The organism is Pseudomonas sp. TE21435, from assembly GCF_056279265.1.
This window is the reverse complement of record NZ_JBWBQZ010000001.1, coordinates 5,544,813-5,569,286: the sequence shown is the minus strand read 5'-3', so window position 1 is coordinate 5,569,286 and position 24,474 is coordinate 5,544,813. Positions and strand designations below refer to the sequence as shown.

The 24,474-nt window shown below is 65.8% G+C and carries 19 protein-coding genes; 9 read left to right on the top strand and 10 right to left on the bottom strand.

The window, feature by feature from the left end; genetic code table 11:
• Positions 1–57: 57 nt before the first annotated feature.
• Positions 58–2,385 carry an FdhF/YdeP family oxidoreductase gene (locus tag ACZ9C1_RS25325; RefSeq protein ID WP_457378795.1) on the bottom strand — a complete coding sequence of 776 codons (2,328 nt, stop codon included), beginning with the start codon at positions 2,383–2,385 and terminating at the stop codon, positions 58–60.
• 254 nt (positions 2,386–2,639) lie between these two features.
• Here ACZ9C1_RS25325 and moaA point away from each other — a divergent pair, with 254 nt between their 5' ends.
• Both moaA and ACZ9C1_RS25315 read left to right on the top strand, forming a co-directional pair.
• On the top strand, positions 2,640–3,644 hold the full coding sequence (gene moaA / locus ACZ9C1_RS25320; RefSeq protein WP_277503136.1) for a GTP 3',8-cyclase MoaA: 1,005 nt from the start codon (positions 2,640–2,642) through the stop codon (positions 3,642–3,644).
• A 21-nt stretch (positions 3,645–3,665) separates the two neighbouring features.
• Positions 3,666–4,565, top strand: a complete 900-nt coding sequence (locus tag ACZ9C1_RS25315) for a bestrophin family protein (RefSeq protein WP_277503135.1) — start codon at positions 3,666–3,668, stop codon at positions 4,563–4,565.
• Between the two features lie 97 nt (positions 4,566–4,662).
• Here the strand turns inward: ACZ9C1_RS25315 and moaB are convergent, their stop codons facing one another.
• Positions 4,663–5,202: a molybdenum cofactor biosynthesis protein B gene (gene moaB / locus ACZ9C1_RS25310; RefSeq protein WP_110697923.1), complete on the bottom strand. Its 540-nt coding sequence runs from the start codon at positions 5,200–5,202 to the stop codon at positions 4,663–4,665.
• A 182-nt stretch (positions 5,203–5,384) separates the two neighbouring features.
• Here moaB and ACZ9C1_RS25305 point away from each other — a divergent pair, with 182 nt between their 5' ends.
• Complete coding sequence (locus tag ACZ9C1_RS25305) at positions 5,385–6,272, top strand: LysR family transcriptional regulator (RefSeq protein WP_476254505.1); 888 nt, start codon at positions 5,385–5,387, stop codon at positions 6,270–6,272.
• Here the strand turns inward: ACZ9C1_RS25305 and ACZ9C1_RS25300 are convergent, their stop codons facing one another.
• Together ACZ9C1_RS25300 and ACZ9C1_RS25295 are read right to left on the bottom strand one after the other, a co-directional pair.
• Positions 6,273–7,121, bottom strand: coding sequence for a phage tail protein (locus ACZ9C1_RS25300; RefSeq protein WP_457378794.1), 849 nt, complete (start codon positions 7,119–7,121; stop codon positions 6,273–6,275).
• 102 nt (positions 7,122–7,223) lie between these two features.
• Positions 7,224–7,994 (bottom strand): AraC family transcriptional regulator, encoded by a 771-nt coding sequence (locus ACZ9C1_RS25295; RefSeq protein ID WP_110697919.1) that lies wholly within the window; start codon positions 7,992–7,994, stop codon positions 7,224–7,226.
• Positions 7,995–8,239: 245 nt separating this feature from the next.
• Between ACZ9C1_RS25295 and ACZ9C1_RS25290 the strand changes: the two genes are divergently transcribed.
• From ACZ9C1_RS25290 to ACZ9C1_RS25270, 5 genes are all read left to right on the top strand, one after another.
• Positions 8,240–9,856: an APC family permease gene (locus tag ACZ9C1_RS25290; RefSeq protein ID WP_111531782.1), complete on the top strand. Its 1,617-nt coding sequence runs from the start codon at positions 8,240–8,242 to the stop codon at positions 9,854–9,856.
• A 23-nt stretch (positions 9,857–9,879) separates the two neighbouring features.
• Positions 9,880–10,806 carry a 4-hydroxyproline epimerase gene (locus ACZ9C1_RS25285; protein WP_457378793.1) on the top strand — a complete coding sequence of 309 codons (927 nt, stop codon included), beginning with the start codon at positions 9,880–9,882 and terminating at the stop codon, positions 10,804–10,806.
• 41 nt (positions 10,807–10,847) lie between these two features.
• Positions 10,848–11,795, top strand: coding sequence for a dihydrodipicolinate synthase family protein (locus tag ACZ9C1_RS25280; protein WP_476254504.1), 948 nt, complete (start codon positions 10,848–10,850; stop codon positions 11,793–11,795).
• 144 nt (positions 11,796–11,939) lie between these two features.
• On the top strand, positions 11,940–13,517 hold the full coding sequence (locus ACZ9C1_RS25275; protein ID WP_457378792.1) for an aldehyde dehydrogenase (NADP(+)): 1,578 nt from the start codon (positions 11,940–11,942) through the stop codon (positions 13,515–13,517).
• Positions 13,518–13,520: 3 nt separating this feature from the next.
• Positions 13,521–14,765: an NAD(P)/FAD-dependent oxidoreductase gene (locus ACZ9C1_RS25270; RefSeq protein WP_476254503.1), complete on the top strand. Its 1,245-nt coding sequence runs from the start codon at positions 13,521–13,523 to the stop codon at positions 14,763–14,765.
• Positions 14,766–14,927: 162 nt separating this feature from the next.
• Here the strand turns inward: ACZ9C1_RS25270 and xenA are convergent, their stop codons facing one another.
• The gene (gene xenA / locus ACZ9C1_RS25265; protein ID WP_102681701.1) at positions 14,928–16,019 is read right to left on the bottom strand and encodes a xenobiotic reductase XenA; all 1,092 of its coding nucleotides are present in this window, start codon (positions 16,017–16,019) and stop codon (positions 14,928–14,930) included.
• A gap of 52 nt (positions 16,020–16,071) precedes the next feature.
• Here xenA and ACZ9C1_RS25260 point away from each other — a divergent pair, with 52 nt between their 5' ends.
• A complete protein-coding gene (locus tag ACZ9C1_RS25260) occupies positions 16,072–16,407 on the top strand; it encodes an ArsR/SmtB family transcription factor (RefSeq protein ID WP_102681700.1) in 336 nt (111 codons plus the stop codon).
• Between the two features lie 121 nt (positions 16,408–16,528).
• Here the strand turns inward: ACZ9C1_RS25260 and mqo are convergent, their stop codons facing one another.
• The 5 genes from mqo to ACZ9C1_RS25235 all read right to left on the bottom strand — a co-directional run bounded on the left by mqo (position 16,529) and on the right by ACZ9C1_RS25235 (position 24,466).
• Positions 16,529–18,166, bottom strand: coding sequence for a malate dehydrogenase (quinone) (gene mqo, locus ACZ9C1_RS25255; RefSeq protein WP_046856710.1), 1,638 nt, complete (start codon positions 18,164–18,166; stop codon positions 16,529–16,531).
• 253 nt (positions 18,167–18,419) lie between these two features.
• Positions 18,420–20,108, bottom strand: coding sequence for a hypothetical protein (locus tag ACZ9C1_RS25250; RefSeq protein WP_102681698.1), 1,689 nt, complete (start codon positions 20,106–20,108; stop codon positions 18,420–18,422).
• Positions 20,109–20,142: 34 nt separating this feature from the next.
• The gene (locus ACZ9C1_RS25245) at positions 20,143–21,309 is read right to left on the bottom strand and encodes a hypothetical protein (protein ID WP_476254502.1); all 1,167 of its coding nucleotides are present in this window, start codon (positions 21,307–21,309) and stop codon (positions 20,143–20,145) included.
• Positions 21,306–22,049 (bottom strand): phytanoyl-CoA dioxygenase family protein, encoded by a 744-nt coding sequence (locus ACZ9C1_RS25240; protein ID WP_102681696.1) that lies wholly within the window; start codon positions 22,047–22,049, stop codon positions 21,306–21,308. The genes ACZ9C1_RS25245 and ACZ9C1_RS25240 overlap by 4 nt, the downstream gene beginning before the upstream one ends.
• Positions 22,046–24,466, bottom strand: a complete 2,421-nt coding sequence (locus ACZ9C1_RS25235) for a hypothetical protein (protein ID WP_476254501.1) — start codon at positions 24,464–24,466, stop codon at positions 22,046–22,048. Before ACZ9C1_RS25235 ends, ACZ9C1_RS25240 begins: the two co-directional genes overlap by 4 nt.
• Between the last annotated feature and the right edge of the window lie 8 nt (positions 24,467–24,474).

The following is a 24,474-nucleotide window of genomic DNA, read 5'->3' as shown; positions in this document are numbered from 1 at the left end:
CTCAAGCCAAACGACATCCCTGTGGGGGCTGGCTTGCCAGCGATGAGGCCGGCCCTGTCAGTCAGCCAGGGTAGCCTCGATCCGATTCCCCGCCCTCGCCTTATCCAACTTGATCGCCACGAACTTCGAGGTTGGTGTGTAGGTCCCCTCGCCGTAGCTTTCCAGCGGCACCAACGGATTGGTCTCCGGGTAATACGCCGCCGCCTGCCCTTCAGGCACGTCATAGGCCACCAGGCGGAAGCCCGACACTCGCCGCTCGAGGCCATCCTCCCACAACGACACGATGTCCACGTGCTCGCCCGGCTCGAAGCCCAGGCGGCGGATATCGGCCTCGTTGACGAACACCACTTCGCGCAGCCCGAACACGCCACGGTAACGGTCATCGAGCCCATACAGCGTAGTGTTGTACTGGTCGTGGGAGCGCAAGGTCTGCAGGATCAGGTCCGGCTTGTCACCGCGGGCCAGCACAGCCGCGTTGACCAGTTGCTCCGGCAACTGGCTCGGGATGAAGCGCGCCTTGCCGGTGGCCGTGCGGAAGTTGCGGTCCGCAGCGTGGTTGCCAAGGTGGAAGCCGCCCGGATGCTGCAGGCGTGCATTGAAGTCGGCGAAGCCGGGAATCACGTCGGCGATCATGCTGCGGATACGGCCATAGTCGGCAATCGCATAGTCCCAGTCGATGGGCCGATTGCCCAGGGTAGCCTTGGCCATGCCGGCGACGATGGCCGGCTCCGAACGCAGCTGCGCTGAACGCGGCTTCAGCTGGCCGTGGGAGATATGCACCATGCTGAAGGTGTCCTCCACGGTGACGCCCTGCGGCCCTTCGGCCTGGATGTCGATCTCGGTGCGGCCCAGGCACGGCAGGATCAGCGCATCACGCCCGGTGACCAGGTGCGAGCGGTTGAGCTTGGTGGAAATCTGCACGGTCAGCTCACAGTTGCGCAGCGCCGCGTGGGTACGCGGGGTGTCCGGAGTCGCCTGGGCGAAGTTGCCGCCCAGGGCGACGAACACCTTGGCCCGCCCTTCTTCCATTGCCTGGATCGCCAGCACGGCGTTATGGCCGTGCTCGCGGGGCACCTTGAACTGGAAGCGTTTCTCGATGGCGTCGAGCAGCGCCGCCTTGGGCTTCTCGTCGATGCCCATGGTGCGGTCGCCCTGCACGTTGCTGTGGCCACGCACCGGCGACAGGCCGGCGCCGGGTTTGCCGACGTTGCCGCGCAGCAGCTGCAGGTTGACGATTTCCTGCACGGTGGGCACCGAATGGCGGTGCTGGGTGATGCCCATGGCCCAGCACATGATCACCCGCTCGGCCTTGCGGTACATGCGCGCGGCCAGCTCGATCTCGGCCTTGTTCAGGCCCGACTGCTCGACGATATGTTCCCAGGGTGTGGCGTCCACTACGGCCAGGTAGGCCTCGACGCCACTGGTGTGCTCGGCGATGAACGCGTGGTCGAACACAGGTGGCTCGTCGTTCAGTTGCGCCTCGCGCTCCCACTGCAGAAGGAACTTGGCGATGCCGCGCATGGCCGCCATGTCGCCACCCAGCGCCGGGCGGAAGTATGCGGTGTTGGTCGGCTCGGAGCCGTTGCTGAGCATCTCGAACGGGTGCTGCGGGTGCTGGAAGCGCTCGAGCCCGCGTTCCTTGAGCGGGTTGAAACAGACCACCTGGGCACCACGCTTGACCGCCTCGCGCAGCGGTTCGAGCATGCGTGGGTGGTTGGTGCCGGGGTTCTGGCCAATGACGAAGATCGCATCGGCCAGCTCCAGGTCATGAAACACCACGGTGCCCTTGCCCACGCCGAGGGTTTCGGCCATGCCCACGCCGCTGGCCTCGTGGCACATGTTCGAGCAGTCGGGGAAATTGTTGGTGCCGTAGGCGCGCACGAACAACTGGTAGAGGAACGCCGCCTCGTTGCTGGCCCGGCCCGAGGTATAGAACTCGGCCTCATCCGGCGACGCGAGACCGTTCAGGTGCCGGGCGACCAGGGCGAACGCTTCGTCCCAGCTGATCTCGACGTAATGATCGGTGGCCGCGTCGTAGCGCATAGGGTGGGTGATGCGGCCCTGGTACTCAAGCCAGTAGTCGGTCTGCTCGAGCAGCGCACTGACGCTGTAGCGGGCGAAGAACGCCGGATCCACCGAGCGGCCGGTGGCCTCCCAGTTGACCGCCTTGGCGCCGTTCTCGCAGAACTTGACCATGTCGCTTTCCGGCGATTCGCCCCAGGCGCAACCCGGGCAGTCGAAGCCACCGTTCTGGTTGGTCTTGAGCATGGCCCGCAGGTTCTTGAAGGCGTTCTCGCTGCCCAGCCAGCTCTTGGTCACGCTCTTGAGCGCGCCCCAGCCGGCGGCCGGCCCCTTGTAGTCCCTGATGTGTTCGTCCTGGCTCATGCTGCGCTTCTCCGCACGGTGTTTTTTCCAGCCTAAGAAGCGCCCCCTACTGCGTCCAATCGAAATAAATGACGGCGTGATAAACCGTTTCGATCACCGACCACAGCCCTTGGCCGGCAAGGCCTTCAGCCGTGATAGAGGAGACTGATCGAATGGTCGGGGAAAGCAATTTGACGCCAATGGGCGCAGGTTATAGCTTGAACCTTATCTGCGGCCTTTCGCCGCCCCCTGCCACTTCAATGTCGAGCGCGAACGTGGAAAAGAACCCCCAGGCCCTGATCGACGGTTTCAACCGCAAAGTCGATTACCTGCGGATGTCGGTCACCGACCGCTGCGACTTTCGCTGCGTCTATTGCATGGCCGAAGACATGCAGTTCCTGCCGCGCCAGCAGATTCTCAGCCTCGAAGAGCTGTACCAGGTCGCCGAGCGCTTCGTCGCCCTTGGCACCCGCAAGATCCGCCTGACCGGCGGCGAGCCGCTGGTACGCCAGGGCATCGTCGAGCTCTGCGGACGCATCGCCGCCCTGTCCGGCCTGCGCGAACTGTGCCTGACCAGCAATGGCTCGCAGCTCGGCCGCCTGGCCCAGCCGCTGTTCGACGCCGGCGTGTCGCGCCTGAACATCAGCCTCGACAGCCTCGACCCCGAGCGCTTCCGCGCCCTCACCCGCACCGGCGACCTCCAGCAGGTAATCGCCGGCATCGACGCCGCGCGCGCCGCGGGCTTTCGCCGCACCAAGCTCAATGCGGTGGTGCTCAAGGGCCGCAACGACCACGAGATCGTCGACCTGGTACGTTTCGCCATCGACCGTGAACTGGATATCTCGTTCATCGAAGAGATGCCCCTGGGCGTGATCAGCGAGCACGAGCGCGGCGAGTCATTCTGTTCCAGCGACGACGTGCGCGCGCGCCTGGCCGAACATTTCACCCTGGTCGAGTCGGCCGAGTCGTCCCAGGGGCCGGCGCGCTACTGGCGCCTGGCCGAGGCGCCCAACACCCGGGTTGGCTTCATCTCGCCCCACAGCCACAACTTCTGCGCCACTTGCAACCGCGTGCGCCTGACCGTCGAAGGCCGCCTGTTGCTGTGCCTGGGCAACGAACATTCGGTGGACCTCAAGCAGGTCATGCGCCAGCACCCCGGCGACACTGCACGCCTGGAAAAAGCCATCCGCGACGCCATGCAGCTCAAGCCCTACCGTCACCACTTCGAAGTGGGCGGCGAGGTGCAGATCCTGCGCTTCATGAACATGACCGGCGGCTGATCGGCCGCCTCTGGAACCGCCTTGATCGTCCACTCACGCCCCGACATGCTGCGCGTGCTGTTCACCCTCAAAGGCTCGATCGTCCAGCGCATCGCCCTGCGCTGCCTGGCGGTGACCTTGCTCGCGGCGCTGATCGTGCTGGTCGAGCGACACTACCCGGCGCTGTTCTACCCGGTCAGCGCCACGCCCTTCACCCTGTTGGGGCTGTCGCTGTCGATCTTCATGAGCTTTCGCAACAACGCCTGCTACGACCGCTGGTGGGAAGGCCGCAAGGCCTGGGGGCGGATGATTATCGAGGTACGTTCATTCGTGCGCGAAAGTGTGCTGATCAAGGACGCGGCGCTGCGCGAGGACCTGCTGCGCAGCCTCTGTGCTTTCGCCCATGCCCTCAATGCCCGGCTGCGCAACGAGGACGAGCTGGGCGCCGCCCGCCCCTGGCTGGGCGAGCAGGCGCAGATCGTGCCGCACAATGTCTGCGACGGCATCCTGCGCGAGGTGGGCGGACACTGTTCGCGGCTGGCGGAGCGCGGGGAGATCAGCGAGTTTCGCTACACCCTCCTGGCGCAGCGCCTGGCCGGCCTGTCGGACGTGCAGGCCACCTGCGAACGGATCAAGGGCACGCCACTGCCGTTCCCGTACACCCTGCTGCTGCACCGCACCATCTACATCTTCTGCCTGCTGTTGCCGTTCGCCCTGGCCGAACCGCTGGGCTGGCTGGCGCCGCTGTTCACCACCATCGTCAGCTACACCTTCTTCGGGCTGGATGCGATCGGCAACGAGCTGGAAGACCCGTTCGGGCGCGACGAGAACGACCTGCCGACCGATGCCCTGGTGCGCACCCTGGAGCGCGATGTGCTGTCGGCGCTGGGGCATGAGCCACTGCCACCGACGTTGGTGCCGGTGGATCATGTATTGAGTTGAAGTCTCATCGCGGGGCAAGCCCGCTCCCACGCCAGCCTGTGTGTGCTGATATGAGATCGGCGTGGGAGCGGGCTTGCCCCGCGATGGAGCCCTGAGGTCAACCGCGGCTTTCGCAGGCCCCGATCGGCTTCAGGTGCGCGACGAAATTGCACGGCCGGTGCCGCGCATCCAGCTGCTCGGCCAGGATCCCCTCCCATGCCGTGCGGCAGGCGCCGGTCGAGCCCGGCAGGCAGCACACCAGGGTGCCGTTGGCCATGCCGGCCAAGGCCCGGCTCTGTACAGTCGAGGTACCGATATCGAGGATCGACAATGCGCGGAACAATTCGCCGAATCCGTCGATGCGCTTGTCCAGCAGGCAGTCCACCGCCTCCGGCGTGCTGTCACGGCCAGTGAAACCGGTGCCGCCGGTGATCAGCACCACCTGCACCTGTTCATCGGCGATCCAGGTGGCGACCTGGGCGCGGATCTTGTACAGGTCGTCCTTGAGCAGCTCGCGCGCCACCAGGCGGTGGCCCACGCCGACGGCACGGCTGGCCAGCAGCTCGCCAGACGTGTCGGTCTCGAAGGTACGGGTGTCGCTGACGGTTAGCACCGCGATGTTCAGCGGTACGAACACCGCGTCCGGTTTCACGCTCATGGCCTTTGCTCCAGGATTGGCTTGGCGGCCACGTTAGAGAGAAGCCCTGGCAGCGTCCAATCGATAGCGCGTACCGGGTGATCGACGGTTTCTATCGTGGCGTCGGTGAATTTGTCAGCAATGATTAGCCAGGTGCTTCACTCTTGGTTAAGGTCTACCCACCCCGCAACCCAGGCCGCACCATGGACATCAAACAGCTCAAGTTCCTCATCGCCCTCGACCAGACCCGCCACTTCGGCCAGGCCGCGGCGCTGTGCCATATCACCCAGCCGACCCTGTCCATGCGCCTGCGCAACCTCGAAGACGAACTCGACCTGGTGCTGGTCAAGCGCGGCCAGCGTTTCGAAGGCTTCACCGAAGCCGGTGAACGCATCCTGGCCTGGGCCCGTACCCTGCTCGCCGCCCATGATGGCTTGCAGGCCGAGGCCGCCAGTTGCCGGGGCCAGGTGGTCGGCAGCCTGCGCCTGGGTACCGTGCCGCTGGCCAGCTTCAACCCCATGCAACTGCTGATGCCGCTGCGCGCGAAGTACCCCGAGCTGCACTTCCAGCTGTCGTCGCTGAGCTCCGAGCAGGTGATCGATGGCCTGAGCCGCAACCAGCTCGACCTGGGCATCTGCTACCTCGACCAGGTCAACACCAGCTTCTTCGATGTGATCGAGCTGAGCACCACCACCATGGGCCTGCTGCACGACACCCGGCACTTCCAGTTCGAGGCCGACAGCCTGCACTGGGAAGACCTGGGCGACCTGCCGTTGGGACTGCTGAGCAAAGGCATGCACTACCGCCAGTCCCTCGACCTGAGCTTCCGCAGCCGCGGTCTCACGCCCAATGCCGTGCTCGAGAGCGACTCGACCTTCCAGCTGATCCAGGCGATCAATACCGGCGTGTGCTGCGCGATCATGCCGCTGGACTGCGGCCTGGAAGACCTCAGCCAGCACATGCGCATCATCCCGGTGCAGGAGGCCAGCATCCACAGCCCGGTCGGGCTATTGCTGCGCCGTAGCGAGCCACGCTCGGCCATCGCCGAGCAGTGCTTCGACGAGGCCCGCGCTCTGTTCAGCAGCGAGTGATCAGCACTTGATCAATGCGAGCATGGCCATGTTGCGTGGGCGGGTGATCCCGGAGTAACCACGGTCACCGAACAGACCTGGCAATGCATAGTTGACCTTCGCATCGACCCCACCCAGCGAAATGGTCGAATACTCGGCGGTGGAGTAGGCATCCACGCCCATCGCGACTTGCGAAGCCGGACCGTCGTTCTGTGTGGTAGATGCACTCCAGACACCGTTGGCATTGTTCTGGGTGGTGTCGTAAGGGTAGAGGCTGCCCTTCTGCCAGGAACCGAATGCCCGGCCTTGGTCTACCCCACGGCCGTCATCGAAGCCACGGATGAACTCACCGCGCAGGTCAGGCAGGCCGAAGGTCGTGGCACCATCGCCAGCGCCATAGGTGATGCCGATTGCCGCGAACAGAGCACCATACTCGGCGCGAGACACCAATGCCCCATCGGCCTTCAGCCAGCCCACCGGAGCCTCGTTGGCTGCGGAGAACTTGATGTCACCAGGTGCAGCTCCAGAGAAACCGATGATCTGGCCAAGCGTCACGGCATGCTGGCTATGCGTGGCATTGGCCACCTGCTGGGCACCACCCTCGCAGTTCAGCAGGATCCAGCACAGCGCCCCCTGATTAAGCAGTGGACCGAGGTAGGAAACCAGCGTCACGTTGCCGCCAGCGACAATCTCGTTACCTTGCAACAGCTGGCCACCGAGGCCGTAGATCGGCGCAGCTGCCAGACCATCGGGAGCATAGGACGCATCCGCTACGTTGGTGCTGGCCGCACGAAAATATTGAATGACACCATCGGTAGTGGGTAGCGCCGCAAAAGGCAGGGAATTCTTGGCGGTATAAGCGGTTGTCATCGTGAACATCCTGTATCGATTGAGTTTATGCACGCTACTGAGCGCGGAAACCCACTATATGCATAAAGGCATAGAAAATCAATGCATCAATGCATTTATCCTTCAATTCGTTGCCATCCGATACTGGCGCGGGGTAAACCCGGTCAGTTGCCTGAACTGCCGGCTGAACGCGCTGTGGTCGGTGTAGCCACAGCGCAGCGCCACCTCGATGATCGGCAAATCGCTGTGCAGCAACTGGTGCGCATGTTCCAGGCGGGCCTTGTGGATCATCTGCCGGGGGGTGAGGTGGAACACCCGCTTGCAGTAGCGCTCCAACTGCGCCACCGAGATGCCGGCGATGCGCGTCAGCTCGCCCATGCTGATCGGCTGGTGGAAATGCGCGCGGATATGCGCATCCACCGCCGCCAGGCGCTGGTAGGCCGGGTGGGTGTCGGCGGCTGACTGCAGGTCGACCGAAATGCCCACCAGGCCGATGATCGCCCCCGTCGCGTCGTACAGCGGGCGCTTGTGGGTCAGGCACCAGCCCGGTTCGCGGCTGCCGTACAGGTGCAGCTCCAGCTGGTCCTCCAGCACCTGGCCCTGCTCCAGCACCCGGCGATCCTGCTCGGTGTAGCCGGGGCCCAGGCGCGCCGGGAACACCTCGGCACTGGTCTTGCCCAGCAGCGGTTGCAGGTGCTTCAAACCGCAGCGCTGGACCAGCGTGCGGTTGGCCAGCACATAGCGGGCCTGGTCGTCCTTGATGAAGATCGCCGCATTGGCGATGACATCGAGCATCGGCAGCAGCCAGACCACACCGGTGAGCAAGGCTTCGAGGGATTCGGGGCGGTGCTGGTCGAGGTGCTGGTACAGCGCAGTCAACGGTTGCTCGGGCATGCGGTTATCTCTAGTGATTCTCGCGGCCCTGCAAGCCTAGTCAGCAGCCCCCACCGGGCGCCAGCACTTGCTCTCGACTATGCCGATTTCGTCACCCACCTTGCAGAAAACCATCAAGAACCGAGCCCCCGATCGGTCCACTCTATGCCCCACGCAAGCCGCCCCATGACCTACAAGAACGCGGCGCATGCCGCCGCATCGTGACATCAGACCTGCCTATCCAAAACCTACAAGAAGGCGCACCCATGTCAGGCAAATTCAAGAAACAGCTGTCACTGCTGGACCTCACCTTCATCGGCCTCGGTGCCATCTTCGGCTCGGGCTGGCTGTTCGCCGCCAGCCACGTCTCGGCCATCGCCGGGCCGGCCGGCATCCTCTCCTGGTTCCTCGGCGGTTTCGCCGTGCTGCTGCTGGGCATCGTCTACTGCGAGCTCGGCGCCGCCCTGCCACGGGCCGGCGGCGTGGTGCGCTACCCGGTGTACTCCCACGGCCCGCTGCTCGGCTACCTGATGGGTTTCATCACCCTGATCGCCTTCTCCAGCCTGATCGCCATCGAGGTGGTCGCCTCGCGCCAGTACGCCGCGGCCTGGTTCCCGGCGCTGACCAAGAGCGGCTCCAGCGACCCGACGGTGCTCGGCTGGCTGGTGCAGTTCGCCCTGCTGGGGCTGTTCTTCGTGCTCAACTACCGCAGCGTGAAGACCTTCGCCAAGGCCAACAACCTGGTCAGTGTGTTCAAGTTCATCGTGCCGCTGCTGGTGATCGGCGTGCTGTTCACCTTCTTCAAACCGGAAAACTTCGAGGTCCAGGGCTTCGCCCCGTTCGGCCTGTCCGGGGTGGAGATGGCGGTGTCGGCCGGCGGCATCATCTTCGCCTACCTGGGCCTGACCCCGATCATCTCGGTGGCCAGCGAGGTAAAGAACCCGCAGCGCACCATCCCTATCGCGCTGATTCTCTCGGTGCTGCTGTCCACCGCGATCTACGCCCTGCTGCAACTGGCGTTCCTCGGCAGCGTGCCGACCGAGATGATTGCCAACGGCTGGGCCGGGGTGACCAAGGAACTGGCCCTGCCCTACCGTGACATCGCCCTGGCCCTGGGCGTCGGCTGGCTGGCCTACCTGGTGGTGGCCGACGCGGTGATCTCGCCCAGCGGCTGCGGCAACATCTACATGAACGCCACCCCGCGAGTGATCTACGGCTGGGCCCAGACCGGCACCTTCTTCAAGTACTTCACCCGCATCGACGAGCAGTCCGGCATCCCGCGCCCGGCGCTGTGGCTGACCTTCGCCCTGGCAGTGTTCTGGACCCTGCCTTTCCCGTCGTGGGAAGCGCTGATCAACGTGGTCTCCGCCGCGCTGGTGCTGAGCTATGCCGTAGCCCCGGTGTCCGTGGCCGCCCTGCGCCGCAGCGCCCCGGACATGGCCCGGCCGTTCCGGGTCAAGGGCATGGGCGTGCTCGGCCCGCTGTCGTTCATCATCGCTGCGCTGATCGTCTACTGGTCGGGGTGGAACACCGTGTCCTGGCTGCTGGCGCTGCAGATCGTGATGTTCGTGCTGTACCTGCTGTGCCGCCGCTTCGTGCCTACCGAACACCTGTCGCTGGGCCAGCAGGTGCGCTCGTCGGCCTGGCTGATCGGCTTCTACGCCGTGACCATTTTCCTCTCCTGGCTGGGCAGCTTCGGTGGCCTGGGCGTGATCGGCCACCCGCTGGATACCGTGGTCGTGGCTGCCAGTGCCCTGGGCATCTACTACTGGGGCGCCGCCACCGGCGTGCCGGCGCGGCTGGTGCGCCTCGATGGCGACGACGAAAGCGAAGCCAGCAGCGAACCCCATGCCGGCCAGCAGCCCGCCGCTGTCGCCTCCTGACCCACTACAGATTGGACACGCTGATGAAACAGGTTCATGTCATCGACTCCCATACCGGCGGCGAACCGACCCGCCTGGTGATGAAGGGCTTCCCCCCATTGCACGGCCATAGCATGGCCGAGCAGCGCGACGAGCTGCGCGAGCTGCACGACCACTGGCGCCGCGCCTGCCTGCTGGAGCCACGTGGCAACGATGTGCTGGTGGGCGCGCTGTACTGCCCGCCGGTCTCTGCGGATGCCACCTGCGGGGTGATCTTCTTCAACAACGCCGGCTACCTGAACATGTGCGGCCACGGCACCATCGGCCTTGTTGCCTCGTTGCATCACCTCGGCCTGATCGAACCGGGCGAGCACAAGATCGACACGCCGGTCGGCCAGGTCAGCGCCACCCTGCATGACGATGGCGCCGTCACCGTCGGCAACGTGCCGTCCTACCGCTACCGCCGTCAGGTGGCGGTGCAAGTGCCAGGGCATGGCCAGGTGTGCGGCGACATCGCCTGGGGCGGCAACTGGTTCTTCCTGGTCTGCGACCACGGCCAGCGTATCGAGCTGGACAACCGCGAAGCCCTCACCGACTACACCTGGGCCCTGCTCAAGGCACTCGAAGCCCAAGGCATCACCGGCGAGGACGGCGCCCAGATCGACCATGTCGAGCTGTTCGCCGACGACACCAACGCCGACAGCCGCAACTTCGTCATGTGCCCCGGCAAGGCCTACGACCGCTCGCCCTGCGGCACCGGCACCAGCGCCAAGCTGGCGTGCCTGGCCGCTGACGGCAAGCTCGCCGAAGGCCAGACCTGGGTCCAGGCCAGCATCACCGGCAGCCAGTTCCAGGGCCGCTACGAACGCGACGGCGAACGCATTCGCCCGTTCATCACCGGCCGCGCCTACATGACCGCCGACAGCACTGTGCTGATCGACGAACAGGATCCGTTCGCCTGGGGCATCTGACCCCATTCATTTCCCACTGAATACCGCCAGGAGTGACAACAATGACCGACAACATCTTCACCGGCACCATGCCCGCCCTGATGACCCCGTGCACCACCGAGCGCAAGCCGGACTTCGACGCCCTGGTGCGCAAGGGCCGCGAACTGATCGACGCCGGCATGAGCGCGGTGGTGTACTGCGGTTCGATGGGCGACTGGCCGCTGCTGACCGAGGCCGAGCGCCAGGAAGGCGTGGCGCGCCTGGTGGCCGCCGGCATCCCGACCATCGTCGGCACTGGCGCGGTGAACACCCGCGAAGCCGTATCCCATGCCGCCCACGCCGCCAAGGTCGGCGCCGCCGGCCTGATGATCATCCCCCGCGTGCTGTCCCGCGGCGCCTCGCTGATCGCCCAGAAGCACCACTTCTCGGCGATCCTCGCCGCCGCGCCGAAGCTGCCGGCGGTGATCTACAACAGCCCCTACTACGGCTTCGCCACCCGCGCCGACCTGTTCTTCGAACTGCGCCGCGAGTACCCGAACCTGATCGGCTTCAAGGAGTTCGGCGGTGGCGCCGACCTGCGCTACGCCGCCGAGCACATCACCGCCCAGGACGACGCTGTGACGCTGATGGTCGGCGTCGACACGCAAGTGGTGCATGGCTTCGTCAACTGCAACGCCACCGGCGCCATCACCGGCATCGGCAACGCGCTGCCCCGCGAAGTGCTGCAACTGGTCAGCCTGAGCAAGCGCGCCGCCAAGGGCGATGCCAAGGCCCGACGCCAAGCCCGGGAGCTGGAGTCGGCGCTGGCGGTATTGTCGTCGTTCGATGAAGGCTGCGACCTGGTGCTGTACTACAAGCACCTGATGGTGCTCAACGGCGACACCGAGTACCGCCTGCACTTCAACGAAACCGATGCCCTCAGCGACGCCCAGCGCAACTATGCCGAACAGCAGTACGCGCTGTTCCGCAGTTGGTACGCCAACTGGTCGGCCGAGCAGAACCAGGCCTGATTCCAGGAGCCGCCTCGCACCCCATCGCCAGCAAACCAGCGCCCACAAGTTGCAAGCCTTGTGCAGTACCTGTGGGAGCCGGCTTGCCGGCGATGGGCCGCACAGCGGCCCGTTTTCCCCAAACTCAATCCCAAAGGACGCCCCATGACCCTGACAGGCAACCTGCTGATCGGCCAGCGTGCCGTGCGCGGCAACCGCGAAGCAATCCGCGCCATCGACCCGAGCAGCAACCAGGCCCTGGAACCCGCTTATGCCGGCGCCAGCGGCGAACAGCTGGCTCAGGCCTGCGCCCTGGCCTGGGCGGCATTCGATACCTACCGCGAAACGCCCCTCGAACAACGCGCCCGTTTTCTCGAAATCATCGCCGAACAGATCGAAGCACTGGGCGATGCGCTGATCGACCGCGCCCACGCCGAGACCGGCCTGCCCAAGGCCCGCCTGCTGGGTGAGCGTGGCCGCACCTGCGCCCAGCTGCGCACCTTCGCCCGGGTGGTACGCGCCGGTGAGTGGCTGGATGTGCGCGTGGACAATGCCCTGCCCGAGCGCCAGCCGCTGGCCCGCCCGGACCTGCGCCAACGCCAGGTGGCCCTGGGCCCGGTGGCGGTGTTCGGCGCCAGCAACTTCCCACTGGCGTTCTCGGTGGCCGGCGGCGACACCGCCTCGGCACTGGCCGCAGGCTGCCCGGTGGTGGTCAAGGCCCACGGCGCCCACCCCGGCACCAGCGAACTGGTTGGCCAGGCCGTGGCCCGGGCGGTCGCGCAGTGCGAACTGCCCGAAGGCGTGTTTTCCCTGTTATACGGCGCGGGCCGTGAGGTGGGCATCGGCCTGGTCACTGATCCACGCATCAAGGCGGTCGGTTTCACTGGTTCACGCAGCGGTGGCCTCGCCCTTTGCCAGGCGGCCCAGGCGCGCCCGGAGCCGATCCCGGTCTATGCCGAAATGAGCGCTATCAACCCGGTGTTCCTGTTCGATGGCGCCTTGCGCTCGCGCAGTGAAGCCCTGGCGCAAGGCTTTGTCACTTCGCTGACCCAAGGCGCCGGCCAGTTCTGCACCAATCCCGGGCTGGTGGTCGCCCGACAGGGGCCGGCCCTCGAACACTTCCTGGTTGCCGCGAGCGCCCATGTTGGCCAAGCGGCGGCGCAGACCATGCTCACCCCGGGTATCGCCAATGCCTATGCTGACGGTGTGGCAGCGCTGAGCGAGAACCAAAACGCCCGGTGCACGGCAAGCGGCCTGCCGGCGCAGGGGCCGAACCAGTGCCAGGCTCAGTTGTTCGTCACCACCGCGCAGGCGTTTCTGGCCGACCCTACGCTGCAAGCCGAAGTGTTCGGCGCCGCCTCGCTGGTGGTGGCATGCGACAACGATGAGCAAATCCGCCAGGTGGCCGAGCATCTGGAAGGCCAACTGACCGCTACCCTGCACCTGGACGAGGCCGATCTGCACAGCGCCCGCCGCCTGCTGCCGACCCTCGAACGCAAGGCCGGGCGGATCCTGGTCAATGGTTGGCCGACTGGGGTCGAGGTCAGCGACGCCATGGTCCATGGCGGCCCGTTCCCGGCCACCTCGGACGCCCGCAGTACCTCGGTGGGCACTGCGGCGATCCTGCGTTTCCTGCGCCCGGTGTGCTACCAGGACTTCCCCGACGCCCTGCTGCCCGGTGCATTGCAGCAGGCCAATCCGCTGCACCTGCGGCGGCTGCTCGATGGCCAGCGGGAAGCCTGAACCATGACCGCCACTGACACGGACATCGCCGTGGTCGGCGCCGGCATCGTCGGCGTCGCCTGCGCCCTGCAGCTGGCACGCCAGGGCCGCCGGGTGCTGCTGATCGATCACCAGGCTCCGGGCCATGGCGCTTCGTATGGCAATGCCGGGCATCTGGCCACCGAGCAGGTGTTTCCCATCGCCGACCTGTCGATCCTCAAGCGCCTGCCGGCGATGTTGCTGGACCCGATGGGCCCGCTGCGCCTGGACTGGAAGTATCTGCCCCGCGCCCTGCCCTGGTTCACCCGGCTGCTGCTGAACCTGCGCCCGGCGCCGTTCCAGCGCAGCGTGGCGGGCATTCGGGCGCTGAATGAAAACAGCCTTGGCGCCTGGCAACGGCTGCTCGCCTCCATCAACCGCAGCCCCTTGCTCAAGGAAGACGGGTCGCTGCTGGTGTTCGAACGCCATGAATCGCGCCAGGCCCTCGCGGCGTTGCGCGCCCGCATGCAGGCACAGGGCGTACCCGTGGACCTGTGGTCGGCACAGGCGGTGAGCGAGGCGGCGCCGCAGTTGAGCCCATCGATCCTGGGTGGCCTGTTCTTCCCGCGTACCGGTCACTTCCTCGACCCCTATCAAGTGGTCTGCGAACTGTTCAGCGCCGCCAGGGCCAGCGGCGTACGCTTTCTGCGCGCCGAGGTCAGTGGCGGCCGGGTGCATGGCCAGGGCGTCAGCCTTGCCAGCGACCAGGGCCCCCTCGAGGCCAGCCAGGTGTTGATCAGCGCCGGCGCCCACTCGGCCAAGCTCACCGCCACCCTGACCGGTCGGCGGGTGCCCCTGGATACTGAGCGCGGCTACCACCTGATGCTGCCGGCGGAGCACCAGCGCCTGCCGTTTGCCGTCACCTCGCTGGAGCGCAAGTTCATCATGACGCCCATGGCCGACGGCCTGCGCCTGGCCGGCACGGTGGAGTTCGCCGGGCTCGAGGCGCCGCCGAGCATGCAGCGGGCGTGGCAACTGCACAGGTTGAGCAAGGGTTTGTTCCGGCGCGAACTGGATGCCGAGGGGGCGACGCCGTGGATGGGGTTCCGGCCTTCGCTGCCGGATTCGCTGCCGGTGATCGACCGGGTGGCCGATGGCAAGGTGTTGCTGGCGTTCGGGCACCAGCACCTGGGGTTGACCCAAGCGGCGGTGACGGCGGAATGGATGGGGCGGTTGGTAAATGGCGAAGACTGCCCGCAAATCGGGGCCTACCGATTGAGCCGGTTTTGAAACGGGGGCCGCGTCGCGGCCCATTCGCCGCGGTTCGTCGCCACGACAAGCCGGCTCCCACAGGGTGCTGGGCTCAGTCAGACGGTGTTCTCGCTGGATGGCGCCGATCACTGTGGGAGCCGGCTTGCCGGCGAAAGGGCTGCAAAGCAGCCCCTGCCTCACTCAGCGATAACGCTCGAGCCAGTGCGCATAAGGCGCTGGCAAGGTCCACGAAGCCTTTTCCACGCCCAGGGCCTTGGCAGCGGCATACGGCCAGTGCGGGTCAGCCAGGTGCGCACGCCCCACCGACACCAGGTCCAACTGGTTGGCCTGCAACGCGCCTTCGGCCAGCTCCGGGGTGCCGAAACCCCAGGCCGAGGTCACCGGCAGCTTGGCCTCGCGACGCACACGTTCGGCGATCGGGCCCATGAACGCCGGCCCCCATGGGATGTTGGTCTCAGGAATGGTGAAGCCAACGCTGACGCTCAGCAGGTCCAGGCCACCGGCCTTGAACCGGCGCGCCAGTTCGATGGATTCCTGCAGGGTCTGCTCGTCACGGCCGTCATACTCCAGCACGCCAAAGCGGGCGGTCAGCGGCAGGTTCTCCGGCCACACCTCACGCACGGCGGCCAGGGTTTCCAAAAGGAAGCGCGTGCGGTTGTCGAAGCTGCCGCCGTAGGCATCGGTGCGCTGGTTGGAATGCTCGGAGAAGAAGCTCTGGCCCAGATAGCCGTGGGCAAAGTGCAGTTCGATCCATTCGAAGCCGGCATCGCGGGCGCGGCGTGCGGCATCGACGAAGTCCTGCTTGACCCGGGCGATATCGTCCAGGGTCATGGCCTTCGGCACTTTCGGCAGGTGGGCGCCGAAGGCGATGGCGGATGGGGCGATGGTGTCCCATCCACGGGCATCGTCGGCGGCGATGTGGTCGTCACCTTCCCAGGGGCGGTTGGCGCTGGCCTTGCGCCCGGCGTGGGCGATCTGGATGCCCGGCACGGAACCGGCGGCCTTGATCGCCTTGACCACCGGCACGAACGCCTGGGCCTGGGTGTCGTTCCAGATCCCGGCGCAGCCGGGGGTGATGCGCCCTTCCGGGGACACCGCGGTGGCCTCGACCACCACCAGGCCGGCGCCACCACGGGCCAGCCCGGCCAGGTGGACGTGGTGCCAATCGTTGATCAGGCCATCCTCGGCCATGTACTGGCACATCGGCGGAATGGCGATGCGGTTGCGCAGGGTGACGTCTTTGAGGGTATAGGGTTCGAACAATGCGGCCATGAGCTAACTCCAGGAACGGGGTTGGATACGATTGTTCGATCATATTCGAACTATGGCAATTTGTGAAACCCCCGTTATCATGTTGGCCATGCGAGCCTATACCCACCCCAACCCCGAAGACCTGACGCTGGAGCGCCTGCTCTACGCCTTGAGCGACCCTGTGCGCATGGAAATCGTGCGCCGCCTGGCGGGCGTCGCCGAAGCCAGCTGCGGCGAGCTGGACGGCGGCCGGCCCAAGTCGAGCATGTCCCATCACTTCCGTGTACTGCGTGACTCGGGGCTGGTGTACACCCGCAATGTCGGTACCACGCACATGAACTCGTTGCGCAGCGATGAGCTCGAAAGCCGTTTTCCAGGGTTGCTGGGCAGCATTCTCGAGCAGCGTTGAACCCCGGCCTGCCAGCGGCGGGAGCCGTTTCCATCGATAGTCCAGGCACAAAAAAACCACGAGGCCGCCAGGGGCGATCCTCGTGGTTGGTGTTGCCGGGCAAGCCCGGCAAGCATGGGCCTTACAGCGCCATGTCGTTCGCAGGCTTGCTCTCGACCGGTGCGCCTGGGGCGGCGGTGGTCTTGACGCTCTGATCGAGCACCGGCGGCTTCTCCAGCTGCAGCACTTCGGCGGTGTAGTCCCACTCTTTCTGAGTGGCGGCAGCCGATGCGTTCAGCTTGGTACCGTAGCTCGGCACGATTTCCTTGATCTTGGCCTGCCACTCAGGGGTGGCGACCTTCTCCTTGAACACGGTTTCGAGCACGTTGAGCATGATCGGCGCGGCGGTCGAGGCACCTGGCGAGGCGCCCAGCAGGCCGGCGATGGTGCGGTCCTGGGAAGCCACGACCTCGGTGCCCAGCTTCAGCACGCCGCCCTTCTCTTCGTCACGCTTGATGATCTGCACGCGCTGACCGGCCTGCCACAGCTTCCAGTCTTCCTTCTTGGCGTTCGGGAAGTAGGTCTGCAGGGCGGCGAAACGGTCGTCGTCGGACTGCATCAGCTGGCCGGCGAGGTACTCGACCAGCGGGTACTGGTCGATGCCGACGCGGGCCATCGGCCAGACGTTGTGGGTGGTGGCGCTGCTCAGCAGGTCCAGGTACGAGCCGTTCTTCAGGAACTTGGTCGAGAAGGTGGCGAATGGCCCGAACAGGATCACGCGCTTGCCGTCCAGCACGCGGGTGTCCAGGTGCGGTACCGACATGGGTGGCGCGCCGGTCGAGGCGATGCCGTAGGCCTTGGCCATGTGCTGCATGGCAACGGTCGGGTTCTCGGTCACCAGGAACGAGCCACCTACCGGGAAGCCTGCGTATTCCTTGGCTTCCGGGATGCCCGACTTCTGCAGCAGCTTCAGCGCGCCGCCACCGGCGCCGATGAACAGGAACTTGGCGTCGGTGGCCGATTCGGTACCGTCCTTCAGGTTCTTGTACTCGACGTGCCAGGAGCCGTCTTCGTTGCGGGTGATGTCCTGCACTTCGGTGGAGAGCTTCAGGTCGAAGTTCTCTTTGGTCTGCAGGCTGCCAACGAACTGGCGGGTGATCTCGCCGAAGTTGACGTCGGTGCCGATCGGGGTCCAGGTGACCGCCAGCTTCTGGTTCGGGTCACGGCCTTCCATCATCAGCGGGACCCACTTGGCGATCTGCGCGTGGTCCTCGGAGTACTGCATCGGGCGGAACAGCGGGCTGGCCTGCAGGGCGTCGTAGCGCTTCTTCAGGAACTTGATGTTGTCATCGCCCCAGACGAAGCTCATGTGCGGGGTGGTGTTGATGAACGAGTGCGGGTTCTTCAGCACGCCCTGGCGTACCTGCCAGGCCCAGAACTGGCGGGAGATCTGGAACGACTCGTTGATCTCGATGGCCTTGGTGATGTTGACGTTGCCGTCTTTGTCTTCCGGGGTGTAGTTCAGCTCGGCCAGCGCGGAGTGGCCGGTACCGGCGTTGTTCCAGCCGTTGGAGCTTTCTTCGGCGACGCCGTCCAGGCGCTCGACCATCTCCATCGACCAGCTTGGCTCCAGCTCGTTGAGCCAGACAGCCAGGGTGGAGCTCATGATGCCGCCGCCAACCAGCAGCACGTCGACTTTCTTGGTGTCGGCAGCGTGCGCTTGCATGAAGCTCGCCGCGACAGCCAGACCCAGCAAGGTCTTGCCAGCTTTCTTGAACATTGATCGATTCCAGTCAGTAGAACGGAGGGTGGGCCTGTGGCTGGCCCAGGTATTCCATGTTCTTCAGCGCAGGCTTGTTGTGATCATTGTTCAGCAGCCAGAGAGACATTGGACGTGCCAGCCTTTGGTCGAATTGACCGACAAGGCTGAAACGATTGACGGATTGTAACCGAATTGCCAGCACAAACAAACGCGGCCCATCCTGTCAATGCGGCACTTCGCATCAGGGTGGGCCGCGCTTCCCGGAGCTACCTCAGACTTCCGGGAACACACCGTCCTCGAACGGTTCCTCGGTGCCGCCCTCGGTTTCCTCGGCGGTATCGTTGACCTCCTCCGACAGCTCGGTTGCTTCCGCCTGTACCTCCACAGCCTCCTTGACCTGCTCCGCGAGTTCTTCATTCACCGCGTTGCCCATATCCTCGACGATCTGCGGCAACTGCTCGTTGACCGTGGTGACGTTGGTGTTGGCCCCCGAGATATCGCCGGCCTCGAGCTGCCCCTTGGCCTCGAGCAGATTGTCGTTAGCCTCTTCCAGCTGATCAGTCACCTCGATCTGGGCCAGGTCGCTCACCTGTTCGGCGGCACTGTCGATCGCCCCGCCAGTATTGTCGCTGGCCACCGACTTGTACGCCGAACTGCCGCTGGCGCGCACCTCGGACACCGAGGAGGAGAAGTCCGCCTCGCTCGGTACCTCGGCCTGCACGTCGCCCGAGGCATTGTCGAGCTGCGCCTGGTTGTCGGCACGGGCCTGGTCGCCGACCTGCTGCCCGTCGTTCTGCGCGTCCTGTACCTGCTCGGAGGTGGGGTCCTTGCCGTCGTTCTCGTTGGCCTTGTCCTCGGCCAGCTTGTCGTTCTTGGCGGTCAGTTTCTGCTTGAGGAAGTCCAGGGCCATCCACAGCCCCATGGCCTCCATGAAGTATTTGAACACGGTGCCGAAGGTCAGGCTCGACCAGAACTTGTCCCAGCCCGACTCCGGCGCCAGCGGGATGGCGATCACCGACTTGCCCAGCATGGTGCCGGCCAGCAGGGTCAGGGCCGTGGTGTCCGAATCCTTGCCGGTGAAAGTGCCCTTGTAGCCGAAGGTGCAGTTCAGGGTGATGGCGCCACCGCTGCTGTCGATCAGCTGGCCATTGGAGAACTGCAGCGTCTTGCTGCTGCCTTGGGACGTGAGGGTGATGGTATAGGCACTCTGGCGGTCGCTGGGGTCGGCTGGCGACGGCGCGTTGGCCTTGCGGGTGAAGGTGATGGTGCCCTCGGAAGTCGCGCCCTTGGCATTCTGCCCGGTGGCCGCCGAGTACACGTAGAAGGTCGCGCCCGGCTTGCCCTGGTCGTTCATTCCCCACAGATAGGCGAAGCCGCGCATCCAGGTGCTGACCGCGACATAGCTGGGGAAGTCCAGGCCGGCGAATGTCGGGTACTGGTTGAAGAACGCCGCCATCTTGGCATTGCCATCGGCAACCGAACCGCTGCTGAAGGCATCCTTCATGGCCGACTGGAAGTTGGCCGACATCTGCGACGAAGGCGAGGTCATGATGTTCTGGCAGAACGTCAGGGCGGTCTGCATGTTCTTCGCCGCCGCTGCGGTGATATTGATGTCGGGGTAGGTCTCGGTATTGAAGTCGAGCTGCTCGCCCACGGTCATCACCGGAAACAGCGAGTCGGTCCTGGACACCAGCAGGTTGTAGAGATGCGATACGGCGGTCTGGTGCTGGCTGTTGACATAGGTGTCATGCAGCGTGGCCGTGGTGCTGGCACCGTTTTTCAGCACGTTGCCGCTGGCCATCGACAGGAACTTGAGGTCCTGCAGGTAGCCCTGTTCGCTGGTGCCGCTGGCGGCATGGGCGTCGAGCACCACGACATCGACACCGGACTGGTTGCTCAGCTTGACGGTCTCGTTGATTTGCGTGGCGGTGCTCAGTTTGGCGGTATTGGCAGTGTTCACGTTGCTCTCCTTGCTGGTTGCGGTGAATGACACATCAATACGCAATGCACGCCGTGGTGCTGCGCACCCCGGCCTGGTAATGGGTGGACAGGATGCTGCCGCCGACCGGCAGGCCACGGCTGTCGAACTGCGCCCCGGCATAGTCCACGTCGGTCACACGGATCACCCGCTGGCCGTCGCGGGCATACAGGGTCACCAGCGTCCGGCGAGGCGTTCCGCTGCTGCCCGGCTGGGTGAACCAGTCTTCGCGCCGCTGCAACAGGCTGCCGTCCTGGCGCCGTTGCACACTGCTGCGATCGGCGGCGCGGTTGGGCGCCCAGGGGGCGAAGGAGCAGAGCAACGGCGCAGGCCCGACCACCTTCATGACGCCTTCCAGGTCCAGCCGCTGCCGGCCCACCAGTTGCCCCTGGCGATAGCGCAGGGCCGTGGCGCTACGGGGTTTGCCGCAGGCGGCAAAGGTGCGTACCACCAGTTCGCCGCCATGGACCTGGCGGCGGGCGTCGAACAGCACGCCGCCGTAGTCGGAGTTGATGTGCTCCAGCACGGCATTGCCGCCTTCTATATAGCGCGTACCGATCACCTGGTAAGGCACGCCGGTGGCCCCCAGGTAGGACCTGGCGCTGTAGGTCCGCGTGCCGCGGCCATCGGTATGGTTTACCGCGAGCATGCCTCCTGTCAGCCGGGTTCCGGCCATCTGCGCCTGCACATAGGACACGCAGGTGCGTCCCAGCAGACGGCCATCGGCATCGAACTGGCGGGTGCTGTAGCTGGCATAGCACTCCTCGTCGTAGGCCATCTGCGCCTGATGGACGAGATGCCCCTGGGCATCGTTCGCCGACAGCGTGGCCATGCCGTGGGACGGCGTGCCGACGGCAGTGAGGTGCAAGGCGTCGTACTGGCCGAACACCGAGCGCCGCACCTGGCCCTGGTCATCGAGCAGGCGAGTGATCGAGGAGCGCGCCCGCCCCTGGTCATCGATCAGCAGGTGGCTGTCGGCATGCGGCGCGCCCCCGGCGTCCACCGAGCGGTAGCGCACCTCCAGGCCACCATCGGTCTGGGCGTGGTACTCGGCCCGACCCCGGGTGGCGACGTTCACCCCGTCCGGGCCGTAGTGCACCAGCGACACCGCCCTGGGCGGCCGGACGGCGTAGCCGGGGTCGACCAGGCCATCGAGTAGGCTCTGCAAGGCTTGATTGTTCACGTCGGTACTCCTTCACTGACACTGTCAGGCGCGAGGATCCCGGCCAGGTGGTCGAGCAAGGCGACCCCTTCGGCGCGGGTGGTGGCTTTCTTGTAGGAGAAGCGCATGTCCAGGCTGACCCGGGTACGCTCGCTGTCGTTGCGCATCGAGCCATGCCCCAGGTAGCCGCCATCGAAGATCAACACCTGGCCGTAGCGCAGGCTGACCGGGCTGTAGTCGGCACTGCCATAGTCGCTTTCCAGCCACAGGGCGGCGCCAGCCTCGACATCGGTGAACGGCATCCAGAAGTTGACCTGGTCGATGCGCTCGGTAACGCAGATATCGTGGTGGAACGAACTCACGCTGGGCGTGCCGGCCAGGTGCACGCGCAGCTTCGGGTGGCTGGTATAGGAAATGCCACGCCCCACCAACGGCGCCAGCACCTGGAGCATGAAGGCGTGGTAAAGGGTCCAGAAATCGGCCGTGGCAGGCTGACGCTCCATCATGTCGCTGAGCAGCAGGTTGTCCCTTGGGCGCAGCCGCGCAGGGCGGCCACGTTCGAGGTAGTGCTGGCGCAGATACAGGTGCAGCCGGTCCAGGCGCTGCACCTTGTACACGTCCCGCGTCAGTGCCGCGGCGAAGGGAAAGCGCCGGGTGTCGTATTCGAGAACCAGACGGTTGCGCCGGGGCCGTGCACCGGCCTCGGCCATCAGCCAGGCACGATCCACCCCGGCCAGCAACGGCTGCACGCGCATGTTCATCCGGCATCCTCCATTTCACCCTGGCGCAACCGCGCCAGCGCCTCGCGCAACAGGCGCAGGTTGCCGCGCGCACGGTCATAGCCATGCCAGAGGAAGATCCCGCCCTTGTCGCTGGCCGCCACCATCACCGCCACCAGGTGCTGCCAGGCCCACTCGGGCAAGCCCAACCGTGGCCGCTCGAGCAGTTGGCCTATCCACAGCGGCTCGATCAGGGCCATGCCGCGCAGTTGCACCTTGCTGCCCGCGGCGCTGCGGCCGTGGCCATGCAACAGCGGCTTGAGCGTGATCGGATCGAGGGTCACGTCCAACTGGCCGGACTCCACGGCCGGCGGGCCACCCTGCCACTGGATGCGTCCCTCGCGAAATTCGGCGGTTACCGGCTTGCCAGCGATCTCCAGCCCGTAGGGCCCCAGGCGCAACGCCAGCAACTCGGCCAGGCGACCATGCACCAGGCGCAGGCGGTACGCCCCCTGGGCCCACTGCGCCAGGTCCTCGAAACGACGTGTCGACAGTGCCAGGCGTCGCTCACCGATGCGTGTATCACGCCCGTTGAACAGTACTTCGCCGGGCAACGCCAGGCCCTCGCGCAACACATCAACCCCTTGGCTCGCCGAGGCCGAGGGCACGATGCGCAGCGCCTCCCCTGCGACCCGATAATCCCCTACCGCCAGGCATGCCGGACGCGCCAGCGATTGCCCGCGCAAAGCCACCTTGTAGCCGCTCCCAGCCTGTTCCCCAGCGGGCCACACCAGCCCGATCCAGCTGCGCCCGCCCTGCACCGAGAGATCGGATTGCAGATAACCGGAACTGCCATTGCCGGCCTCGGCGCTCCAGGTCAGCACGCCCGACTGATAGCGCACGCCCACCAGCGGTTGGCCATCGAGGTCGACACGCAGGCCGGCGTTCTTCATGCGGCTGAACAACGAGAGGCTCATGCGTCGACTGCTGTCGAGGTAGAAGCCGCTCCAGGGCGCCAGGCTCGACTGCAGCAGCGCATTGAGCTCGGCATTCATGCCCGGCCAGTCGATGCTCAGGCCAGCCTTGCGCGACCAAGCCGCGGCGACAGCACGCAGCTCGCCCGGCGCGGCGGCGCTGAGCGCCCGGTGCAAGGCGCTGCTGGCCGAGGTATAGGTCAGCAGGTGCTCGACCCCCTCACGATTGCCGGGATGACGCTGGGCATCGGCACCCTTGGCTGCCAGTTGCACCGCACCCGGGTCGCGTTGCCCCAGCAGATGCCGTTCGCGGGCATCCAGCCCGCCCCAGGCCTGCACCGCGGCCTGGGGGTCGTCGCGGTACTGCCGGCGCAACTCGGCATCGTCGGACAAGGCAAGAATGAAACGTCCGGCACCGGTGTCGGCCTGCCACTGGTAACTGGCCGGCACATCGAAGCGGGCGAAATCGCTGAAGGCACGACGTTCACGCTTGTCGTAGCGGTCGATCACCCGCAATGGATCACTGGCGGCGCGCACCGGTTGGCCGGGGCGGATCAGCCCCAGCCGCTCGAGCATCTGCGGATCCGACTGCCCTGCGGTGCGCGGCGGCAGGTAGAAGGTGGAGATCCCGGTCACCCACGATTGCGCCAGCGGATCGCGCAGGCTGGCCAGGGTTTGCCGGTCGATCAGCGGATCGATCCCCGGGTAGCGCGAACCGACATAGTTGATCACCGGGTGCTCCGGGCCGTAGAGCGCCTCCAGGTAGTCGAGCAACACGGCGAAGTTGCTGTTCAGGTACCCCTGGCGTCGGTAGCCCAGCTCGCCGATCAGGCCGACCTGCCAGAGCACCAGGTGCAGCCCCGGGTCCGGCTGGCGGCGACGGATCAGCATGTCGGTGGCTTCGTACATCTGCATGCCGGGTTGGCTGGGGTCCACGCCCAGGTCGGCACACAGGGTGTCGAGGGCGCTGACTGCGGCACGCATGCTGGCGTGGTGCCCTTCACGGCGGGCGATGGTCACGGCGCGATGGGTCGACAGCACGAATACGCCGGGGTGGCCATAGAAGATCGCCACTACATGATCGCCGTTGCGCACGTGATGCAGCATGGCCTCGGTCATCTGCATGTAGGTCAGGTAACGCGGTTTGCTGTCGTCGTAGAGCACGTACAGGTCAAAAGCGTCCGGACGCTGCGAGAGGATCCAGATCTTGGTGGCCGGGTCGGCAACGCAATAGAACACATGGTCGGCGGCGAGGATCCGCGCCTCGTCGCTGCGGCTGAAGTCCGAGGCCTCGATGCCCGAGCCAAGGATCTCAAGGGTGCCGGGGCGCTGCGGCGCGACCAGCAGGGCCGGATCGTCGCTGATGTCCGCGGCCCTGGCCGCGATGGCCTGGGCCAGCCGCCGCCAGCGGCGGCGGTGGTCCTCGGCGCTCGGGTATTGGGTGGCTTGCACCTGTTCGTGGTTGTTGCGGGTCGTCATGCTCATGCGGTTCG